Annotated in this window: 12 protein-coding genes and 2 pseudogenes; 4 read left to right on the forward strand and 10 right to left on the reverse strand. The window is 67.6% G+C overall.

Features of this window, described 5'->3' with window-relative positions:
• Positions 1–45 precede the first annotated feature (45 nt).
• The 3 genes from AB0I83_RS00130 to AB0I83_RS00140 are packed head-to-tail and all read right to left on the reverse strand — an operon-like array spanning position 46 to position 3,141.
• Positions 46–930: a carbohydrate ABC transporter permease gene (locus AB0I83_RS00130; protein WP_356537065.1), complete on the reverse strand. Its 885-nt coding sequence runs from the start codon at positions 928–930 to the stop codon at positions 46–48.
• A 1-nt stretch (position 931) separates the two neighbouring features.
• The gene (locus AB0I83_RS00135) at positions 932–1,834 is read right to left on the reverse strand and encodes a sugar ABC transporter permease (protein WP_363303009.1); all 903 of its coding nucleotides are present in this window, start codon (positions 1,832–1,834) and stop codon (positions 932–934) included.
• On the reverse strand, positions 1,831–3,141 hold the full coding sequence (locus tag AB0I83_RS00140) for an extracellular solute-binding protein (protein WP_356537061.1): 1,311 nt from the start codon (positions 3,139–3,141) through the stop codon (positions 1,831–1,833). Before AB0I83_RS00140 ends, AB0I83_RS00135 begins: the two co-directional genes overlap by 4 nt.
• 491 nt (positions 3,142–3,632) lie before the next feature.
• On the opposite strand from AB0I83_RS00140, the gene AB0I83_RS00145 reads away from it, so the two are divergent.
• The 3 genes and pseudogenes from AB0I83_RS00145 (at position 3,633) to AB0I83_RS00155 (ending at position 5,744) form a co-directional block, all read left to right on the forward strand.
• Complete coding sequence (locus AB0I83_RS00145; RefSeq protein WP_363303010.1) at positions 3,633–4,661, forward strand: substrate-binding domain-containing protein; 1,029 nt, start codon at positions 3,633–3,635, stop codon at positions 4,659–4,661.
• Positions 4,662–5,040: 379 nt separating this feature from the next.
• A pseudogene (locus AB0I83_RS00150) lies at positions 5,041–5,262 on the forward strand (transposase); the annotation flags it as partial.
• 128 nt (positions 5,263–5,390) lie between these two features.
• Positions 5,391–5,744 (forward strand): IS3 family transposase, encoded by a 354-nt coding sequence (locus tag AB0I83_RS00155; RefSeq protein ID WP_363303426.1) that lies wholly within the window; start codon positions 5,391–5,393, stop codon positions 5,742–5,744.
• A gap of 299 nt (positions 5,745–6,043) precedes the next feature.
• Here AB0I83_RS00155 and AB0I83_RS00160 read toward each other — a convergent pair whose 3' ends face one another.
• From AB0I83_RS00160 to AB0I83_RS00190, 7 genes and pseudogenes are all read right to left on the reverse strand, one after another.
• The gene (locus AB0I83_RS00160; RefSeq protein ID WP_363303011.1) at positions 6,044–6,736 is read right to left on the reverse strand and encodes a transposase family protein; all 693 of its coding nucleotides are present in this window, start codon (positions 6,734–6,736) and stop codon (positions 6,044–6,046) included.
• Between the two features lie 628 nt (positions 6,737–7,364).
• A complete protein-coding gene (locus tag AB0I83_RS00165; protein ID WP_363303012.1) occupies positions 7,365–7,784 on the reverse strand; it encodes a hypothetical protein in 420 nt (139 codons plus the stop codon).
• A 10-nt stretch (positions 7,785–7,794) separates the two neighbouring features.
• A complete protein-coding gene (locus AB0I83_RS00170; RefSeq protein ID WP_363303013.1) occupies positions 7,795–12,930 on the reverse strand; it encodes a DUF6531 domain-containing protein in 5,136 nt (1,711 codons plus the stop codon).
• Positions 12,931–14,163: 1,233 nt separating this feature from the next.
• Complete coding sequence (locus tag AB0I83_RS00175; RefSeq protein WP_356842288.1) at positions 14,164–15,693, reverse strand: UDP-N-acetylglucosamine 1-carboxyvinyltransferase; 1,530 nt, start codon at positions 15,691–15,693, stop codon at positions 14,164–14,166.
• 151 nt (positions 15,694–15,844) lie between these two features.
• Positions 15,845–16,045: a DUF4236 domain-containing protein gene (locus tag AB0I83_RS00180; protein WP_356534479.1), complete on the reverse strand. Its 201-nt coding sequence runs from the start codon at positions 16,043–16,045 to the stop codon at positions 15,845–15,847.
• A 160-nt stretch (positions 16,046–16,205) separates the two neighbouring features.
• Positions 16,206–16,337 (reverse strand): annotated as a pseudogene (locus AB0I83_RS00185) (oxidoreductase); the annotation flags it as partial.
• A gap of 66 nt (positions 16,338–16,403) precedes the next feature.
• A complete protein-coding gene (locus AB0I83_RS00190) occupies positions 16,404–17,426 on the reverse strand; it encodes a hypothetical protein (RefSeq protein ID WP_363303014.1) in 1,023 nt (340 codons plus the stop codon).
• A gap of 410 nt (positions 17,427–17,836) precedes the next feature.
• Here AB0I83_RS00190 and acnA point away from each other — a divergent pair, with 410 nt between their 5' ends.
• Positions 17,837–20,557, forward strand: coding sequence for an aconitate hydratase AcnA (gene acnA / locus AB0I83_RS00195; RefSeq protein ID WP_356534476.1), 2,721 nt, complete (start codon positions 17,837–17,839; stop codon positions 20,555–20,557).
• Positions 20,558–20,592: the final 35 nt, after the last annotated feature.

Consider the following 20,592-nt stretch of genomic DNA (forward strand, 5'->3'; position numbering starts at 1 on the left):
GACCACAGGGCGGCTACCGGCCACCGGCCGGGGCGCCGGCTTCTGTCACCGGCTGAATCCGGCGGTCAGACCGCTCAGCAGCTGGCGGCGGCCGAACGCGTACAGCACCAGGAGGGGCAGGGTGGTGAGGACGACGGCGGCGAGAACGGCAGGAACATTGACTCCGTACTGGCCCTGGAAGGACCACAGAGCGAGCGGCAGGGTCCGGCGGTCAGGGCTTTGGGTGAGGACCAGGGGCAGCAGGAATCCGTTCCAGATGGTCAGCGCGTTGAAGATGGTCACGGTGAGGATGGCCGGTCGGGTGAGCGGTGCCGCCAGCCGCCACATCGTCGTCCATTCGGTGGCGCCGTCGACCCGCATCGAGTCGAACAGCTCGTTGGGTACGTCGCGGACGAAGTTGGCGAGCACCAGCACGGACAGCGGGATGGCGAAGGCGATCGACGGAAGGATCAGCGCCAACAGGTTGTCGTACAGGTGCAGCTTGATGATGATCAGGTAGACCGGGATGATCGTCGCCTGCAGCGGGATGGCCAGGCCCATGAGGAACAGCCCGTTCGTCGCGCGAAGGACTCGCATGCGCCAGCCGCGGACGATCGCGTAGGCGGCCATGAACGAGAACACCACGGCCGGCACCACGGCGCCGGCGGTGACCACGACGCTGTTCACGAAGTAGCGGAGGAAGTCGGACTCGATGACCAGCCGGTAGTTGTCCAGTGTCGGGTCGCCCGAAGGCACCAGCGGGTTGCTCGCGTAATAGTGGCTCTGGGCCTTGAAACTGGTGATGAGGGTCCAGTACAGGGGTACGGCGACGATAATGAGCCAGATCCATCCGGCCAGGCCGCCGGCCCAGTTGGGCCGGCGGGAGTGGCGCCGCGGCTTGCGGCGCTCGGCCTTCCGCGGTCGTCGCGGATCGGTCGGCGTGGTGGTCACGTCAGGCCCCTTCGAGTTGACTCGCGCCGGCGTCCCGGCCCCCGAGCCGGCGCAGCAGCAGGGCGAGGGCCAGGCCCACCAGGACCAGGATGACCGCGATGGCGCTGGCCGGTCCCATCAGGCTGGCCTGGAATCCCCGCTTGTACATGTCCAGTGCCAGGACGCGGGTGGCGTCGCCGGGGCCGCCCTCGGTCAGGACGAAGATGAGGTCGAAGAAGGTCAGCGATCCGACCACCATCAGCGTGGACGAGGTGATGATGGTGTATTTCAGCTGGGGCAGCGTGATGCTGAAGAACTGCCGGATCCGTCCGGCTCCGTCCAACTGGGCAGCCTCATAGAGGGACTTCGGAATCTGCTGGACACCACCCTGGTAGATCAGGGAGTGGAACGGGACGAACTGCCAGGAGACGACGAAGATGACGACCCCGAAAGCGAGCCAGGGCCTCCCCAGCCAGTCCTGACTGAGCGTTTGGATCTTCAGCCCGGAACCGAGCCCGAAGTTGGGGTCCAGCAGGGCCTTGTACGCGATCGCGATCGCCGCTGAGCTGAGCATCAGCGGCACGAAGTACACCACACCCAGGACCGCACGGTAGCGCTGGCGGCCTGCCATGAACGTGCCGAGCAGAATGCTCAGCGGCGTCTGTACGGCCCAGGACACGGCCATCACCAGAAAGGTCACCCACAGGGCGTGCGGCAGCCCGGGATCGGTGAGCACCGCACGCCAACTGGTCAGCCCCGACGGGTGGATGGCGCCGATCCCGTCCCACGTGGTGAAGCTCAGCGCGAAGACGCCGAGGAGCGGGATCACGGCGAAGCCGACGAAGAGGACCAGCGCCGGCACCGCGAGCCACGGCAGTATGTTGCGCGGCTCGCGACGCGGCGGAGGGCCGGTGAGTGCCGTCATTTGCCGATGACCGCATTGAGGTTGCCGGCGAACTGCGTTGGTGAGACGGACAGTTGGAACAACTTGGTGATGTTGTCCAGCAGGGCCTCGGCCGCCGCCGGACTCAGCGCCTGGTCCCAGGACTGGCCGAACACCTTGGCCTTACTGGCGATGTCGTACGTGAACTGCAGGAAATCGGCGTTCTTGGAGGCGGCCAGCAGCTTCTCCGTGCCCAGCCGGATCGGGACCGACCCGTTGTCGATCCACTTCTTCGACTCCTCGTCCTGGAGGATGCCCGTGGCGAAGAAGTCCTTGGCGATCTTCTTCTCCTCGGCACTGGCCTTCGAGGAGATGGACAGGTACTGGGCGGGGTTGCCGACGGTGTTGCCCGGATCGCCCTTGCCGCCCTCGACGGGCGGAAAGTTCATGTAGCCCAGCGCGCCGCTGGAGACGAAGTCCCCGCCGTCGGCCTGCTGGATGCCGTACGACCAGGCGCCGTGCAGCATCATCGCGGCCTTGCCGCGGTACAGCAGCGCCTGGTCGGCGTTGGAGTCCGCCGTGATCGAGGAGAAGCCCTTGACGAACCCGTCGGCCTTGACCAGCTCCTGCACCTTGGTCAGGGCGGTGATGGCATCCGGGTGGGACCAGGCGTTCTTCTCGCCCTCCATGATGGCCTGGAACAGCTCCGGACCGCCGATGCGGTCGAACAGGAACTCCAGCCACATCATGTTCGTCCACCGGGACTGGCCACCGAGGGAGAACGGCGCTATGCCCTTGGAGTTGAACTTGGGGACCAGCGCCATGACGTCGTCCCAGGACTTCGGCGGCTGCGCACCGACCTGTTCGAAAACCTTCTTGTTGTAGTACAGGATGATCGGCTGCACGACCTCGGACGGCATCGCGTAGATCTTGCCGTCGACGGTTGCCGCGCCGAACGAGGACGGGAACAGGCTCTTCTTGACCTCGGAGTGCTCGCCGAACCACGAGGTGAGGTCTTCGACCTGGCCCGCCTCCACGTAGGTCCGCAGCGTCCCGCCGCCCCAGCCCCAGATGATGGTGGGCGCCTGCCCCGCGCCGATCGCGGTCTTGATCTTCGTCTTGTACGCGTCGTTCTGGAAGGTGGTGTCCTTGATCTGCCCCTTGGGGTGGGCCTTGTTGAACGCGTCCACGGCGCCCGCTCTGACGCCTTCCTGCGGCTGGCCGTTCAGGTACCAGTACGTGGCCCCACCGCTGCTCTTGCCGGGACCGGATGAGCCACACCCCGCCAGCGCCGCGGAGACCGGTATGCCGGCGGCCAGGCCGAGGAGGGTACGTCGGGAGAGCGCCATGTCTTTTCTCCGCACTCGAGAGCCACTGGCTCTCGTGAGTCATGGTGAAAGGTTTTCGAAAGTAGGACTTTCTTCGAGCTCTGGTTGTGGAAATTAGGTTCGAACTGACGCCCTGTCAAGGCATGTGCAGACCCGTTCCCTGGTCCGTAGAAGGCATTCTGGGTACAGGTGGAGCCGAATCGCGAGTAGTCTCGGCGTGCTTCGAAACTGTTTCGAAAAGGGTTGGTTGATGGTGAGAGGGGAGGCGATGGCTGCGGCCGCCGCGGCGTCGGTGCAGGTCATGCCGCGTCGACAGGGCCCGGTGCCGACCGTGCCGGGCGGGTCGATGCTCGCCCGGCTGTCACGGCGGGGGTGGGCAGGGCGTGCGGCTCGGCAGCCGTCGAGCTGGACGGGAGCGGGGCCGGATTGCCGTACGGTTGACCGGTTCCACCCGCGTAGCCGGCCCGGCCGGCGGCTCACCATGCCCGTGGACCTACAGTTGAGGGGAACCGATGGGACCGAACACCAGGCGCACCACTTTGGCGGACATCGCCCGAGCGGCTGGGGTTTCCGTCGCCACCGTGTCCAAGGTGGTCAACGGTCGCGGTGACGTGGCGCCGCACACCCGCACCAGGGTGCAGGAGCTGCTGCATCAGCACCACTACCTCGCGCCCGTGTTCCGTTACACCGAGGCCGTCGAAAGCCCGACCATCGAGGTGCAGTTCAAGGGCGGGCTCAAGGCGTACGTGGCCGAGACCCTGGAGGGCGTCGTCGACTCCGCCGCCGAACTGGGGGCCTCGGTGGTGATCAGCAAGGCTTCCAGTGCCCCGCACTGGGCCCGGAACCTGGTCTCGTCCGGGCGCCGCGCCGTCATCGCGGTCACCAGCGTGTACACCGCGGCGCACCTGAACGAACTGGCCCGGTCCGGGCTGCCGCTGGTCGTGCTCGACCCGCTGCACCTGCCGGACAGCCGGGTCAACAGCGTCGGGGCGACCAATTTCGCCGGCGGCCTGGCCGCGACCCAGCATCTGCTCTCCCTGGGCCACCGACGCATCGCCTATCTCGGCGGACCGACCATGGCCGTATGCAACCAGGCACGCATGCACGGCTACCGCGCCGCCATGGAGGCGGAAGGAGCGCAGGTGCTTGACGCCTATGTCCGCCCGGGTGAATTCACGTACAGGGCCGGGTCGCTCGGCGCCACGGCGCTCCTGGGCCTGCCGGAGCCACCGACGGCGATCTTCGCAGCCAACGACGAGATCGCCGTCGGTGCCATCGAGGCGGCCCGCACCCGAGGCCTGCGTATCCCTGAGGACCTGAGCGTGGTCGGCTTCGACGACACGAGCCTCGCCCAGATGGCATCGCCGCCGCTGACCACCGTGCGCCAGCCGCTACGGGAGATGGGCGGCGCCGCCCTGCGCACCGCCCTCCGGCTGGCCAACGGCGAAAAGGTCGGGTCCCACCACATCGAACTCGCCACCGAACTCGTGGTACGCGCCTCGACGGCGCCGCCCCGGGCGGAGACTTCCGGGCGTGGGTGATCGCGGGCAGGACCGCTCGGCGGCCCGCCGAGCGCCTGTCGGCCTGCCCCCTGCACACCGTCTCCTGGCACGGGATGCCTGCCGCCTGACACCGTCTCCTCGCGCCGGATGCCCGGTCCGCATAAGGCTGTTCCTCCACCACGGCTGACTCGGCGGCTGCCGGACTCATGGACGGCCAGGTGCTCGGAGGCCAGGTACCCCTTTTCGCCACCGGGCGGGTGCCCGCGGAAAGCGCACGGCGCGGAACTGGGCTTGATCCGCTTTGACGGACATTCGAGATCTGGGGTTCAGCCCCGGGGGGATGTCCATCATGGAGAGCATGGGGAAGAAGAAGCCTCGCCGCCCTCGTCGTTCGTTCACGCCGTAGTTCAAGGCCGAGATCGTCGGGCTGTGCCGGCGGGGTGACCGCTCGGTCGGTCAGGTCGCCAAGGACTTCGAGCTCACCGAGACCGCGGTACGGGACTGGGTGAAGCAGGCCGAGGTCGACGCGGGCGAACGCAACGGGCTGACCAGCAGTGAGCGCGATGAACTGGCTGCGCTGCGGCGGGAGAACCGTCGGCTGCGCGAGGACGTCGACGTCCTCAAGCGGGCCACGGCTTTCTTCGCGAAGGAGACCCGGTGACGGTGCACCCGTTCATCGAGGCGGAGAAGCGTGCAGGTCACAGCGTCAAACGGGCGTGTGAGCTGATGAAGGTCTCCCGGACCGCCTTCTATGCCCGTCGCTCCGGAATGCCCGGCCCCCGTGCGGTACGGGATGCCGAGCTGACCGAGCAGATCACCGAGGTCCATGCAAGATCACGCGGAACCTACGGCGCCCCGCGCGTGCATGCCGTGCTCAAGCGCGAGGGTGCCGAGTGCGGCCGCCGCCGTGTCGCCCGACTGATGCAGGCGGCTGGTCTGCAGGGCCGACACCGCGGACGACGACACGTGACCACGGTCCCCGATCCCAGAGCTGCTTTTCGTCCCGACCTGCGGGTCAGCTGGCATATTGCAGTGTCGTGCCCCTCGTCTCCAAGGGGCACGACATCCCGCCCGTCAGATGTCGCGGGAGAGACCAGACAGCTCGGTGACCTGCAACGATGAGAGGGATTCGGTCGCTGGCCTGCGCGAATGGTCTTTCAGTTGTTTCACGCTCGTGCCGGTTGATGAAACTGGAAGTCCCAGAAAAGTCCCAGAGACTCCCACGGCTGATGGGCGCCCTTTCAATTTTACTCGACGTAGGGCAGCGCGGCGGGCTGACTCTGTCCGTTGTCGACCACCGGCTGGGCAGACGCGTCTTATGGTGCGGCGGCGTCAGTTGACCGATACGCAGTGGCGAAAGATACGGCCTACTGACGGCGAGCACGGCGGGCACTGGGCCGATAACCACAAAGTGAGCTTCTTCAGCGTCGCCCCTCCAGCGTGAGGATGGCCTTGGCGATTGACGTCATGCGGTTGGGGCTGCACCGAGACCGGCGGAGGATCCGCCAGGACTCCAGCCTCGCGACGCCGCGTTCGACGGGCGCCCGCGCTGCGGCCCGTGCCTGATTGCGGGACTTTTCGGTGGGGGTGAGTTCCTGCAGGGGTCTGCGTTTGACGCCGGTGGTCAGCCATGGGCCGGCGCCCTGGTAGGCGAGGTCGGCCAGGATGGGAACGCCTTGGCGTTCGCAGATCCGGATGATCCGGTGGGTGCGGGCAGCGGTCAGGTCGTGGGTGCGGCCCGGCGGGGCGGGCGAGAGCCACAGCAACTGACCGCCGGGGCCGGTGACGACCTGTACGTTTACGCCGTGGCGTCGGTGTTTGTGCGAGTAGTCGGCTCGGCCGTCGCCGACCCAGTCGCACTCGGCGAGGGTGCCGTCGAGCAGGGCCAACTCGGGTTCGTGCTCGCGCCGTGTCTTCAGCAGGCCCGGTGCGCGTTCGGCGAGCAGGTCGATAACCGCGCTGGTGTAGGCATGGGCCGTGGACTCGCTTATCCCTAACCCGGCGGCGATCTTCGCGAGAGTGGTGTGCTCGCGCAGGTACACCGGTGCCACCATCGCGCGCTGGGACGGACGCAGCTTGCAGCGCCGGTCGCCCTCACGGGTGATGATCAGCATGGTGACCCACTCCACGAGTGCATGCGGCAGGCCGAGTGCGGCAGGATGTGGATGACCAACGAGGCCCCCGAGCAACGTCAGACATCTGGATCAACAGCCCGCGGGCCTCGCTGGTTGCACTTCGCGGCCCATCACCCGATCGGTGGCCAACTTGAACAAGCTGATTGCCGTGGAGGGACGGATGCCCGAGGAATCGGGGCGGGTCGCCTTCGATGCCGAGGCCCGACTGCGGGTGATGGAAACCGAGGGGTGAGTTCCTTACGTCGGCATCGAGGCTGGTGAGCTCGCATGTTCAGGCGTCGCCTGTCCGCAGCCGAGCCACGATGGGGCTCGCGCTGAGTGATCAGCGCGAGATCGGCGGATGCCGATCGCCAGTGGCTGCCGATGCCTGGCACGGACTGCGTGCGTCACCTACTTCAGCTCGCCCTACCGCCGGTCGTGTTCGCGGGGTTTCATGGACATGTGCGTGTGGCCCCTGCAGGTAGAACGGGACGGTCGTGTGGACGACGAAGCCCAGCGGACTCTCGTGGTCTCTGGCAGCGCTCGAACGAGATTCCTCACACTGAAATGCAGGATTCCGTCCGAGCGCCATGCCACCATGTTGATTTGGGTGCTTCGCCCGTGGCCGCTAATCGACCAGGGTTAGCGGACCAGTTGTTTCGATGCCCGCCGTTCTAACCGCCGCGCGGCAGAAATCCTCGGGTGGACAGTACTGGTGCTCGGTGATGTAGTGGATGATCAGGTTCGGTGAGGCGTAGAGGGTGCCGTCCTCTCCTTCTACTCTGATCTCCGCCGAGCCCAGCCATGTACGGGTGCCTCCGCCCGGACTGTCGGAGACCCAGAGCCGGTCGGCATCACAGAATGCGCAGTGATGGAAGCCGCGCATCTGGTTCTCGTAGGCGGTGCTGAGGGTCACCAGCGCCTGCACCACACGCTGATCTACGACCCCAGTGGTGTACTCATGTTCGGGGCCTAGCCATCCGACGTTGAGCATGTCACGGGACGACTCGTCGTAGGAATATAGTGACAAATCCATGTAATGGGTCATGTGGTGTTCCTCAGCGCCGTGGGTCGCAGTGTTTCCGGCAAATTGCCAGATGAACCGGGCCCATATTGGGTTTAAGGATTTCACTGAGCAAGGTGTCCTTGCTCACCGTGATCGATCCGCTCACCATTCTGAGGTCGCTCCCGGGCGCTACGGTGTAGTCGGGGAGTGACTTGCCAGGTCCGACGATCTCTGTGGGCTTGATCTTTTTCCCTTGCTCGATTGCGAGACCGACTGACTGGCGAAGACCTATGCCGTCTTCCACGTAGAAGTAGCCCCACGTGCCACTGGGCATGTGAGTGTCCCCGGTGCCGCGAACATACCAACCGTGCCCTGCGATGACCGCCTGCCCATCAGGGCGTCCGCCAGGCAGTCGTTCTGCTGCAGGACCCACACCTTTGCCGTGTGTGGGAATTTCGTGGCCACGCAGCTCCGGTGCGACGGCTGCTCGCCGCCACCCGGTCAGTCCTCCGAGTCCGGTGACGGCGAGCTGTTGGGTGAGTTCGTCGGCTGCTTCGGCGTAGAGGTCGGCGAGTGCGTCGCAGCCTTGTTGGCGGAGCATGTATTCGGCGCGGTAGAGGCGGTAGGCGGGGCGGACGGGGAGGTACTTGTCGAGGAAGGCGCCGGCGCCGCCGTTCTGGCCGGTGACGGCGTCGTAGGCGTCTCCGAGGAACTGGAAGGGTGCCTTCAGCCCCTGGAGGAAGCCCGAGCCGAAGTCGCCGAGGATCGCTCCTGGGCTGTTGGGGTCTTCGGGGGTGCGACCGCTGGGGTCGGTGAGCAGGGTGGGCACGTTGTCGGCGTAGGCGTACGGGGACACATAGGGCGTCGAGGTACTTCGGGTTGCCGGGTCGGTGCTGGTGAAGCGGCCGGTGGCGGGGGTGTACTGGCGGGCGTGGAGGTCGATGTTGCCGGTGGTTGTTTCGTAGCGGGCGCCGGTGTAGGAGGGGGTGCTTGAGGGGGCGCCTCCGGTGACGGTGCCCAGGACGCGGGTGCCGTAGGGGTCGTAGGCCCAGCGCTGGTGGAGGGTGCCGGTGCTGCTGGTGACGTCGAGCGGGGAGCCCTGGGTGTCGTGGTGGTAGTAGAAGACCGCGCCCGCGCCGGTTTTCGTGGCTGCGGGCTGGCCGAGGGGGTCGTAGCGGTAGGACTGCTTGACGGTCCAGGCGCTGTCGTACTCGGTGGCGAGGATCGGCAGGGGGGCGTTGGGGTCCCACTGGGTGCGGCTGGTGACCGCGCCGTCCTTGGACGTGGCGACCTGGTTGCCGCTGGCGTCGTGGTCGTAGGCGTAGTTGGTACCCGCGTCGGTGGCGGCGGAGATCTGTCCGGCCAGGTCGTAGGTGAAGGTGTCGGCGCCGGCCTTGGTCTGGTTGCCTTCCGCGTCGTACTCGTATGCGGTGGTGGTGGCCCCGGCGGTGGTGGAGGTGAGCTGGTCGGCGTCGTCGTAGGCGTAGCTGGTGGACGTGGCGCCGAGGGTGGAGGTCAGGCGGTTGCCGACCTTGTCGTAGGTGTAGGACGTGGTGCGGGTCGGTGCGCAGCCGGTGACCCAGGGCTGGGGGTAGCAGCCGGAGGTGAGGCGGCCCGAGGTGTCGTAGGTCTGGTCGTAGCCGCCGGTGCCGACTCCGGCCCGGGTGACATCGACGCGGGTGGGCAGGCCGGCCGCCGACAGGGTCAGTGCGGTCCTGGTGACCGTCGTGCCCGCCTTGGCGGAGGTGACGGCGGTGACGCGGCCCGCCCGGTCGTAGGTGCGTTCCTCGGTCTCCGTGTTGGGCAGCGCTGTCTTGGTGAGGTTGCCCGCCGGGTCCGAGGTGTAGGTGGTGGTGCCGTCGGCCGTCATGGTGGCGGTGCGGCCGTCGTTGTCGTAGGTGTAGCCGATGGTGTTGCCGTCGGAGTACTTACGGGTGAGTATCTGCCCGGCGGCGTCGTAGGTGTAGGCGAAGCCGCGGGTCTTGGTGAGGTCGCCGACCGCGTTGTAGACGAAGTCCTCGGAGATCTTCGCGTTGGCGCGGGCGGTCATCTGCCCGGCGTCGTCGTAGCCGAGGGTGACGTCCGGCGTGGAGTCCGAGTAGTCGATCTTGGTGACCAGGCCGCGGACGTCATACGTCCGGGTGGTTGAGCCGCGGGGCGTCGTCACCTTTACCGGATTGCTGTCCGCGTCGTACGCGTACGTCGTCGCCCTGTCCAGGGGGTCGGTGACCGACGTCAGGCGGTGCGCGGCGTCATGACCGTAGGTGGTGACGTGGTTGCTGGCGTCGGTGCGACCGGTCATATTGCCGACCGCGTCGTAGCCGTAGGTGGTGGCCGCGCCGCCGGGGGCGGTGACGGTGGTCAGTTGGTCGAGCTTGTTGTAGCTGTAGGTGGTGGCGCGCTGGTCGGCGTCCGTGCTTCGGGTGACGTTGCCCGCGGCGTCGTACTCGGTCCTGGTCACGTTGCCGAGCGGGTCGGTGACGGTGGTCGGGTTGCCCGACGGGTCGTAGTCGTAGGTGGTGGTGTACTGGGCGGGGGAGGCGCCGGTGACGTTGCCTCGCGGGTCGACGGCGGTGGCCTGGCGGCCGTCGTCGTCGTAGGTCCAGCTTTCCTTGTTGCCCAGGGGCGAGGTGCTGCTGAGCAGGTTCCCGTCGGCGTCGTAGGTGTAGGTGCTGGTCTTGCTCAGCTGGTTGGTGCTGCTGGTCAGCCGATTGTTCTTGTCGTAGACCGAAAGGGTCGTCTTGCCTGCGGCGTCGGTGACCTTGGTGACGTTGTCGTTGGCGTCGTACGTGTAGGCGGTGGTGTGGCCCAGCTGGTTGGTGTTCACCAGCGGCCGGTTGATCGCGTCGTAGGTCGTGGTGGTGAACGCGCCGGTGGGGCCGGTGACCTTGGTGCTGTTGCCTGCGGCGTCGTAGGCGTAGTTGGTGGTGTGGGCGGCCGGGTCGTTGCCTGTGGCGTTGCCGCGCGGGGAGACGCTGGTGAGCAGGCGGCCCACCTTGTCGTAGGTGTAGGTGGTCTTGTTGCCGGCGGCGTCCGTCTCGGAGGCGAGGTGTCCGGCGGCGCTGTAGGTGCGGGTGACGAACTTGCCCGCCGGGTCTGTCGTTCGCGTCAGGTGCCCGACATCGTCGTAGGCGAATGCCGTGGTGTCGCCCTCAGGGTTCTTCGCGGTGAGGAGCTGCTCCGCGCCGTTGTACGTGTAGGCCGTGGTACGGCCCAGTGGGTCGGTGGCCGAGCTGAGCAGCCCCCGCCCGTCGTAGGCGTACGTCGTCGTGAAGGCGGCGGGGTCAGCGCCGGTGACGTTGCCGCGCGGGTCCGTCTTGGTCAGGATCCGCCCGGCCGCGTCGTAGGTGAACGTCGCCTTCTCACCCAGGGGCGTGGTCACCGACGTCCGGTTCCCGGCCATGTCGTAGCCGTACGTGGTGACCTTGCCCCGCGGCGTCTTCACCGTCTGGATGGCGCCGAGCGTCGTGTACGTATAGGAGGTGGTGCCGCCGAGCGGGTCGGTGGTGATCGTCAGCTGGTTGGACGTGTTGTACGCGTACGTTGTCTTGTTGCCACGGCCGTCGGTATGGCTGGTGATGTTGCCCGACGTGTCGTACGTCCAGATCTCCTTGTAGCCGAGCCCCGACGGTGAACTGCGCGTGAGCATCCGGCCGGCGCTGTCGTACGTCATCGACGTGGTGTTGCCGCGCTGGTCGGTGATGCCCACGGGCCGCAGATTGCGGTCGTAGTCGTAGGTGATGCTCTTGCCGTACGGGTCGATGGTCGACATGAGGACGTTGCCGGAGTACACGTCGGTCCACACACCGCCGTCGGGCGCCGTGGTGTGCGACTCACGGCTGCCGTCCCACGTGAACGTGGTCGTCTTGGTGTTCTGGTCGGTCTGGGAAGTGATCCGGCCTGCGGTGTCGTAGGTGTTGCTGACCTTGCCGCCTGCGGGGTCGGTGTAGGACGACAGCCGCTTGTTCGCGTCATACGTGTAGGAAGAGGTCTTTCCGGCGGGGTCGGTCACCGAGGTCAGCAGACCACCGGTGTAGCCGTAGGACACCGAGGTCGTGTCCGGCAGGGCCACCTTGGTCAGCAGCCCGTCCGCGCCGACCGTGAGGGTCGTCGTGCGTCCGGCGGCGTCCTTGACGGAGGCGAGCTTGCCGGACACGTACGTCAGGTTCAGCCCCTTCCCTGCCTTGTCCACGACGGAAACGAGCTGACCACCGCTGGTGAAGGTCCGCTTGGTGTGGTCGGGCGTGGTCAGCATGTAGTCGCTGGTGCCTTTGACCAGCTTGGCTGCCGACCCGGCCGGGGCTTTGTACGTCCCGTCGCCGTTCTGCGTGAACACGAACGACGCCCCGTCGTCCGCCCGGTAGGTGACCTTTCCCGTCGCAACCGTGAGCTTCGAGTCGAACGGTGTCGCCCAGCCGCGTCCCAGCAGGCCCGCTGCGGTCGAGTCGGAACGGTAGGTGCGTTCCAGGGCGAGGGGCACACCTGGGCCGACCAGGGAGGCGTCGGTGAGCTGTTCGAAGAACATGCCGGTCGCCGTGTTGACCGGGTCGGCACGGTGGGCTTGGGCGTAGCAGGTGCAGATGCCCGCCTGCGCCCCAGGGATGTCGGGCGTGTAGAAGGCTTCCACCAGGGGAGAGGTGGTTCCACCCGGACTCGACGACCCGTCCGTGCCGGTGAGGAAGATCCAGGCGTAGTACTTCTTGCCGTCCTCGAGATGCCCCCCGAGCGTGCTGCCGCTCCACCAGAAGCACTGGTCGGCGGGGTAGGCGTTGCCCGGCCACCATCCGTAGCACCAGGCGCCGTTGTCGAGGTAGCGGCCCGAAGGGTCACCGGTGGAGCGCTTGATCTCCTGCTGGAGGACGAAGTTCCCGGCCTCGTCGCGGACGTAGAGCCACATCCCGGATACCGAGGAAGCCGTCGTGCCCGTTGGTAGCTGCAGTTGCCCGCCGATCGACAACATCGCCGGGTAAGCAGTGGCGTACGCGCTGACCCATGGGGGATTCCCTGTTGCCTGAGTGCCGAACGGAGTTGCCGATCTGTTGGCGGCCGGGCCTCGGTCGGCTGGTTCGGTGGGGCGGGGGTGCGGTGTGCCGGACGGCTTCTTTGCGCGCGGGGCGATGTAGTTGTGCATGGGCGACAGCTCGCCCCGGTCCCGCTTCACCTGCTGGCGTCTCTCGGCCAGCGTCATGGCCTTGGGCGGCTTCGGGAGGTCCGAAGCGGTTCTCGCCGCAGCCGTCCGTATGGCAGCCGATGGGGGTATGGAGGTCTGTTGGCCTCCAGGGGATGCCCAGGAGGGGATGACCCCTGCGACGGCAAGGAGAGCCAGAGCCAGGAGTGTCGTGAGGAGTCTTCGCGCTTGTGTGCGCACAGTGCATCACCCGTGAGTAAGTCGTGAACAGAGTCGGGGTGATGCTTGATCCAAAAGCGGATCGAACTAACGCACGGCGGCGGATGGGGCTGGATCCAGACGTGTCGCGCCGAACGGTGCCTGGAGTGTCCCCTGGTCGCGCGGTCGGCCAGTCGCCTTGGGATGGGCGATTGGCGTGAACACGCCGCCCTGCCCTGGAGGCGGTAGTTGAACACCCGGAGGGCAGTCGGCCAAGCCTTGGTTTCTGTTTGGAGGCCAGCGTGATTGTGGCGACTGTGGGGGAGTGAAGGTGCGCCTCGTTCGCGGACCTTGCTTGCTGTCGACGTGCGGGAGTGGAGCCTTCAGTGGCGCTGTTGGCTTCGCGGACCATGATCGGCCGGGTGCTGGCCACTGTCGTCGGTGACGCCCTCGACCGAGGGTCGGCGCCTACCTCGCGGCCCGGCGGGAGGCGGCCGAGGACAGGGCCGGACCGCACCGAACCATGGCCTTTGACGGCAGGCGCTGAAGGGGTCGGCCTATCTGGCCGCTACCCACAGGCGCCTGCTTTCCGCGGTCACCCACCATCGCGTCGTAACCTCGCCCAGGCGGAGGCCGGGCCGGGAATGGGGTTCTCCCGGTACGGCGCGAAGTCGTTGGCGTCCGTGCCAGAGAAGTTCCTCCGCGCGGGTGCGGAGTGTCGTCGGCCGGCGGGCATGGCCCATGACGTTGTCCGGACAGATGGTGCGGGGATGACAGGGAGGGCTGGCGGTCGGAGCCGGCGGGGTGGACCCGATGGGTGACATACCTTGGGCGGTCTGTTCACCGGCTGTCGGCCATGACGCTCCAAGCCGCCCCACGCAGGACGAGCTGAGAAATGGTCTCTGACCTAGGCTTTTCCATTAGGTGCTCAGACCGACATCTTTTCGATGACTCATCGCCTGAAGAGCGCGGTGCACGGAAGCCGTCGCTCCTGGTTTAAAGTCCCAGGAAAGTCCCAGGGACTCCGTCACACCCCGCCTCGACTCGCATTTGTGCAGGTCAGAAGGGGTGTGGCGGTGCCATTTTTGCAGGCTTTCAGATGTCCCGGAAGATCTCGATCTGCGCGCCCACCGAGTTCAGCCGCTCCGCCAGCTCCTCGTAACCGCGGTTGATCACATACACGTTGCGCAGCACCGACGTGCCCTCGGCGGCCATCATCGCGAGCAGTACCACCACCGCCGGACGCAGCGCGGGCGGGCACATCATCTCGGCGGCGCGCCAGCGGGTCGGGCCTTCGACCAGGACGCGGTGCGGGTCCAGCAACTGGAGTCTGCCGCCGAGGCGGTTGAGGTCGGTGAGGTAGATGGCGCGGTTGTCGTAGACCCAGTCGTGGATCAGGGTCTGGCCGTGCGCGGACGCGGCGATCGCGGCGAAGAACGGCACGTTGTCGATGTTCAGCCCGGGGAAGGGCATCGGGTGGATCTTGTCGATGGGCGCCTCCAGTTTGGAGGGCCGCACCGTCAGGTCCACCAGGCGTGTGCGGCCGTTGTCGGCGGCGTACTCGGCCGTCCGGTCGCAGTCGACGCCCATCTCCTCCAGGACCGCGAGTTCGATCTCCAGGAACTCGATCGGAACACGACGGATCGTCAGCTCCGACTCCGTCACCACGGCGGCGGCCAGCAGGCTCATCGCCTCGACCGGGTCCTCCGACGGGGAGTAGTCGACGTCCACGTCGATCTCGGGCACGCCGTGCACCGTGAGTGTCGTCGTACCGACGCCGTCCACGCGTACGCCGAGTGCCTCCAGGAAGAAGCACAGGTCCTGGACCATGTAGTTGGAGGAGGCGTTCCGGATGACCGTCGTGCCGTCGTGCCGGGCGGCGGCCAGCAGGGCGTTCTCGGTCACCGTGTCGCCGCGCTCGGTCAGGACGATGGGGCGGCCGGGGCGGACCCGGTGGTCGACCTGCGCGTGGTAGAGCCCGTCGGTGGCCGCGATCTCCAGGCCGAACCGGCGCAGCGCGATCATGTGCGGCTCGATCGTCCGCGTGCCGAGGTCGCAGCCACCGGCGTACGGCAGGGTGAAGGTGTCCAGCCGGTGCAGCAGCGGGCCGAGGAACATGATGATGGAGCGGGTCCGGCGCGCCGCGTCGGCGTCGATGGACCCGAGCTCCAGCTCGGCCGGCGGAAGGATCTCGAGGTCGACGCCGTCGTTGATCCAACGGGTGCGCACCCCGATGGAGTTGAGGACCTCCAGCAGCCGGAAGACCTCCTCGATCCTCGCCACCCGGCGCAGCACGGTGCGGCCCTTGTTGAGCAGGGATCCGCAGAGCAGCGCGACGCACGCGTTCTTGCTCGTCTTGACGTCGATGGAGCCGGAGAGCCGGCGCCCGCCGACCACTCGCAGATGCATGGGACCGGCGTAGCCGAGGGACACGATCTCGCTGTCGAGTGCCTCACCGATACGGGCGATCATCTCAAGGCTGATGTTCTGGTTACCGCGCTCGATGCGGTTGACGGCGCTCTGGCTCGTTGCGAGCGCTTCGGCCAGCTGGCTCTGTGTCCAGCCACGATGCTGACGCGCGTCACGGATGAGCTTGCCGATACGTGCGAGGTAGTCGTCTTCCATGCCCGCACGCTATCTCAGATATGAGATGAAGGCCGTGTCCGGGGTGGGCGAGTCGGGTGACAGCACTGTGCCGGACCGCAGGCGGGCGCCTGGTTGAAGCATCAGGCCCGCCTGGCGGCCCGGCGTGTGGGGCTCCGCCGAACGGGTGAGGTCAGCTGCGGCGGCTGCGCTTCGTCGTCTTCCGCCATCCGAAGGGGCCGGGCAGGTCCATCGACGTGGTGCGCCGACCGGTGCTGCTGGTGGTGCGCTTCGGGCCGTTCCGTCCACCGGTCGTGACGGACCATGAGCGCTTGTTGATGTTCAACCGGACGCCCGGAAGGATCTGAAAGCTCTTGCGGAATGTGAGCGGCATCTGCGCCTCCTGTGTCAGCGGTACGGGTATCCCGAACCGGCCGGGTCATGCGCGAGAATTCGAACGGGTGTGGGCCCGTCGGGACCAACGGCGCACCGCGGTTCCGGGCGGCAGGCGGCAGCTGGGCGGGGCGGCAGGCGTGTGACGGGTGGCGGTGTCCCGGGCCGACCGCGTCGTACGTTCCGGTCGTCCGCTTCTCCGCACGGTCGACCAGCCGTGCCGCGAGGTCACGCCCGTCGACCACCTGCGTCGGGATGTGCGGGGGAGACGGAACCAGGAGCGGGCTCGGCGGCCCGTCCGCGTCCGGCGGGGTGGCGGCTGCGTCCCGGCTCCGGCTGACCGGCGGTTGTCGCGGGACCTACTGGATGCTCCAGCGGTGCGGGTGGTTGGGATCGATCGGGCAGGCGAAAATGTTCAACTCGCCGTGACGCCCCACGGTGACCCCGGTCGGGGTTGCGGACAGGAACGTCGGTGCCGTCCGATTCTCCTCCTGGGGAATCCAGCTCGCGCTGCCGCCGTCCCACTCCGAACTGTCGATCGTGACGAGCAGCTCCATCGGGGTCGCGCAGGTTCGGCAGTCCATGGGGCACGGATCGGTCAGGTGCCAGGATGCGAACCCTCCGACGCGCCAGCCGGGCGGAATGGACAAGTCGTACTGATAGGCGGGTGGCTCGGGCTCTTCGTCCTCCGCTTCTTCGTGGGCCTCTTCGAGACCTTCCTCCCAGGCGTCGATCCGAACGCACAGCTCCTCGGGCAGGAGCCCGGCGAACGGGTACGTGACGACCTGTTCCGGATGCAGCGCACAGGGCTCCGCGACGTACCCCTCAAAACCCACGACCTCGGGTCGCGGCGGCTCCGTCAGTACTTCCGCCACTTCCCACGACCGGCGCCACCGCAGGTCCAGGGACATCCCGTACCCGCCCTCGCCGTGCCTGTCGAAGGGGCACCAGAACACCTGGAGGAGGTCACTGCCGTCCGGCCCCGCCGGCAGGTCCGCGATGTCCCGCCGGTAGAACTGCGCGACAGCGATCAGCGGCAGCGGAGCGGATTCGGTGATGCCCGGGACGCGGTGCTCATGACGCAGCTCATCCAGAAGCAGCCGTTCCTCGTCCGTGGGGCGGTCACGGGCCCACGCGGCGGCCAGTACGCGACGCTCTCGGTGGATGTCCGCCGGGCGCCGGCCCCGCCCGCGCCCGTGCACCTCGGGACACACGGGCCACGGCTCGTCCGCCGGCCACAGCAACGGCCCGCCCACGGAGCTGTCCGACACCCCCGGATCGCCCGGCCGTGGGTGCAACCGGGTTGTCGTCCCGCGAAATGCTGCCAGTTCCGGGAACAGCGCCTCGACATCGAGCGGGCGTGGCGGCGTGGTCATCGTCATGGACGCGACCCTAGGCACTTCCGCGCCACTGGTGTCCGGCGCTCCCCACCTCACGCCCTGGTCGCGCCCGAGCCCTCGCCACGCGCAGGCGCCGCTACAGCCCCGGTCCTTCGAGCCGGGGCTGTACAGGCGGAACCGCGTTCGCCTGCACGGAGGCCGAAACGGCCGGGTTCGCCGTCGGACGCCTCGACCGGATGGCAGCGGTCACGGGTGCCCGGGCATGACCGCGCGGCGGCGATGTACTAGAGTTATCTCGACATCGAGATATCTGCCGAGGCGCACCGCAGCCGCCACGCGGTAAGGGTTACCTAACTAATCCTTACCTTAGCGGATGGTGGGGGCCGCAGGCGGCGCCGGCCGCACATGAGGCGCGGCGCGGTAGGACGCGCACATTGAAGAAGGAGACTGTCGTGTCGGCGAACAGCTTCGACGCCCGCAGCACGCTGCGCGTGGGCGACGAGTCGTACGAGATCTTCAAGCTGGACAAGGTCGAGGGCTCCGCGCGCCTCCCTTACAGCCTGAAGGTGCTGCTGGAGAACCTGCTCCGGACGGAGGACGGCGCGAACATCACCGCCGACCACATCCGTGCGCTGGGCGGATGGGACTCGCAGGCCCAGCCCAGCCAGGAGATCCAGTTCACGCCGGCCCGCGTGATCATGCAGGACTTCACGGGTGTCCCGTGTGTCGTGGACCTCGCCACCATGCGTGAGGCGGTCAAGGAGCTCGGCGGCGACCCGGCGAAGATCAACCCGCTGGCCCCGGCCGAGCTGGTCATCGACCACTCCGTCATCGCCGACAAGTTCGGCACCAACGACGCGTTCGCCCAGAACGTCGAGCTGGAGTACGGCCGGAACAAGGAGCGCTACCAGTTCCTGCGCTGGGGCCAGACCGCCTTCGACGAGTTCAAGGTCGTCCCCCCGGGCACCGGCATCGTCCACCAGGTCAACATCGAGCACCTGGCCCGCACGGTCATGGTCCGTAACGGCCAGGCGTACCCCGACACCCTCGTCGGCACCGACTCGCACACCACCATGGTCAACGGCCTGGGCGTGCTGGGCTGGGGCGTCGGCGGCATCGAGGCCGAGGCCGCGATGCTGGGCCAGCCGGTCTCCATGCTCATCCCGCGCGTCGTCGGCTTCAAGCTGACCGGCGAGCTCCCGGCCGGCACGACCGCCACCGACCTCGTGCTGACCATCACCGAGATGCTCCGCAAGCACGGCGTCGTCGGCAAGTTCGTCGAGTTCTACGGTGAGGGCGTCGCCGCCACCTCCCTCGCGAACCGCGCCACCATCGGCAACATGTCGCCGGAGTTCGGCTCCACCGCCGCGATCTTCCCGATCGACGACGAGACGCTGAAGTACCTGCGCCTCACCGGCCGCGACGCCCAGCAGGTCGCGCTCGTCGAGGCCTACGCCAAGGAGCAGGGCCTCTGGCTGGACCCGGCCGCCGAGCCCGACTTCTCCGAGAAGCTGGAGCTCGACCTCTCCACGGTCGTCCCCTCCATCGCCGGCCCGAAGCGCCCGCAGGACCGGATCGTCCTCGCGAACGCCAAGGCGCAGTTCGCCCAGGACGTGCGCAACTACGTCGCAGACGACGAGGAGGCGGGCAAGGAGTCCTTCCCGGCCTCCGACTCCCCGGCCGCCACCAACGGCGTCCCGTCGAACCCGGTCACCGTCACGGCCCCCGACGGCACGACGTACGAGCTCGACCACGGTGCCGTCACCGTCGCCGCGATCACCTCCTGCACCAACACCTCGAACCCCTACGTCATGGTCGCCGCTGCGCTCGTGGCGAAGAAGGCGGTCGAGAAGGGCCTGACCCGCAAGCCCTGGGTCAAGACCACCCTCGCCCCGGGTTCCAAGGTCGTCACCGACTACTTCGACAAGGCGGGCCTGACCCCGTACCTCGACAAGGTCGGCTTCAACCTCGTCGGCTACGGCTGCACCACCTGCATCGGCAACTCCGGCCCGCTGCCGGAAGAGGTCTCCAAGGCGGTCAACGACCACGACCTGGCCGTGACCTCTGTGCTCTCCGGCAACCGCAACTTCGAGGGCCGGATCAACCCCGACGTCAAGATGAACTACCTGGCGTCCCCGCCGCTGGTCGTCGCGTACGCCATCGCCGGCTCGATGAAGGTCGACATCACCAAGGACGCCCTCGGCGTCGACCAGGACGGCAAGCCCGTCTTCCTCCAGGACATCTGGCCCTCCGAGGCCGAGGTCAACGACGTCGTCGCCAACTCCATCGGCGAGGACATGTTCAACAAGTCCTACCAGGACGTCTTCGCGGGCGACGCCCAGTGGCAGGCGCTGCCGATCCCGACCGGCAACACCTTCGAGTGGGACTCCGAGTCCACCTACGTGCGCAAGCCCCCGTACTTCGAGGGCATGGCGATGGAGACGACCCCGGTCGAGGACATCACCGGCGCCCGCGTGCTGGCCAAGCTGGGCGACTCGGTCACCACCGACCACATCTCCCCGGCCGGTGCGATCAAGGCCGACACCCCGGCCGGCAAGTACCTCACGGAGCACGGCATCGAGCGCCGCGACTTCAACTCCTACGGCTCGCGCCGTGGCAACCACGAGGTCATGATCCGCGGCACGTTCGCCAACATCCGCCTGCGCAACCAGATCGCGCCGGGCACCGAGGGCGGCTTCACCCGCGACTTCACCCGGGCCGACGAGGGTGCCCCCGTGTCGTTCATCTACGACGCCTCGCAGAACTACCAGGCCGCGGGCACCCCGCTCGCCATCCTGGCGGGCAAGGAGTACGGCTCCGGCTCGTCCCGCGACTGGGCGGCCAAGGGCACCGCGCTCCTGGGCGTCAAGGCCGTCATCGCCGAGTCGTACGAGCGCATCCACCGCTCGAACCTCATCGGCATGGGCGTCCTGCCGCTGCAGTTCCCGGAGGGCCACACCGCCGAGACCCTCGGTCTGACCGGCGAGGAGACCTTCTCCTTCACCGGCGTCACCGAGCTGAACAACGGCACCACGCCGCGCACGGTCAAGGTGACCACCGACACGGGTGTGGAGTTCGACGGCGTCGTCCGCATCGACACCCCGGGCGAGGCGGACTACTACCGCAACGGCGGCATCCTGCAGTACGTCCTGCGCAGCCTGATCCGCAGCTAGGAACACCGGCCACGGCCGCGAAGTGAGCGAAGGGC

The sequence above is a fragment of the Streptomyces sp. NPDC049970 genome, from assembly GCF_040660235.1.
GTDB lineage: Bacteria > Actinomycetota > Actinomycetes > Streptomycetales > Streptomycetaceae > Streptomyces.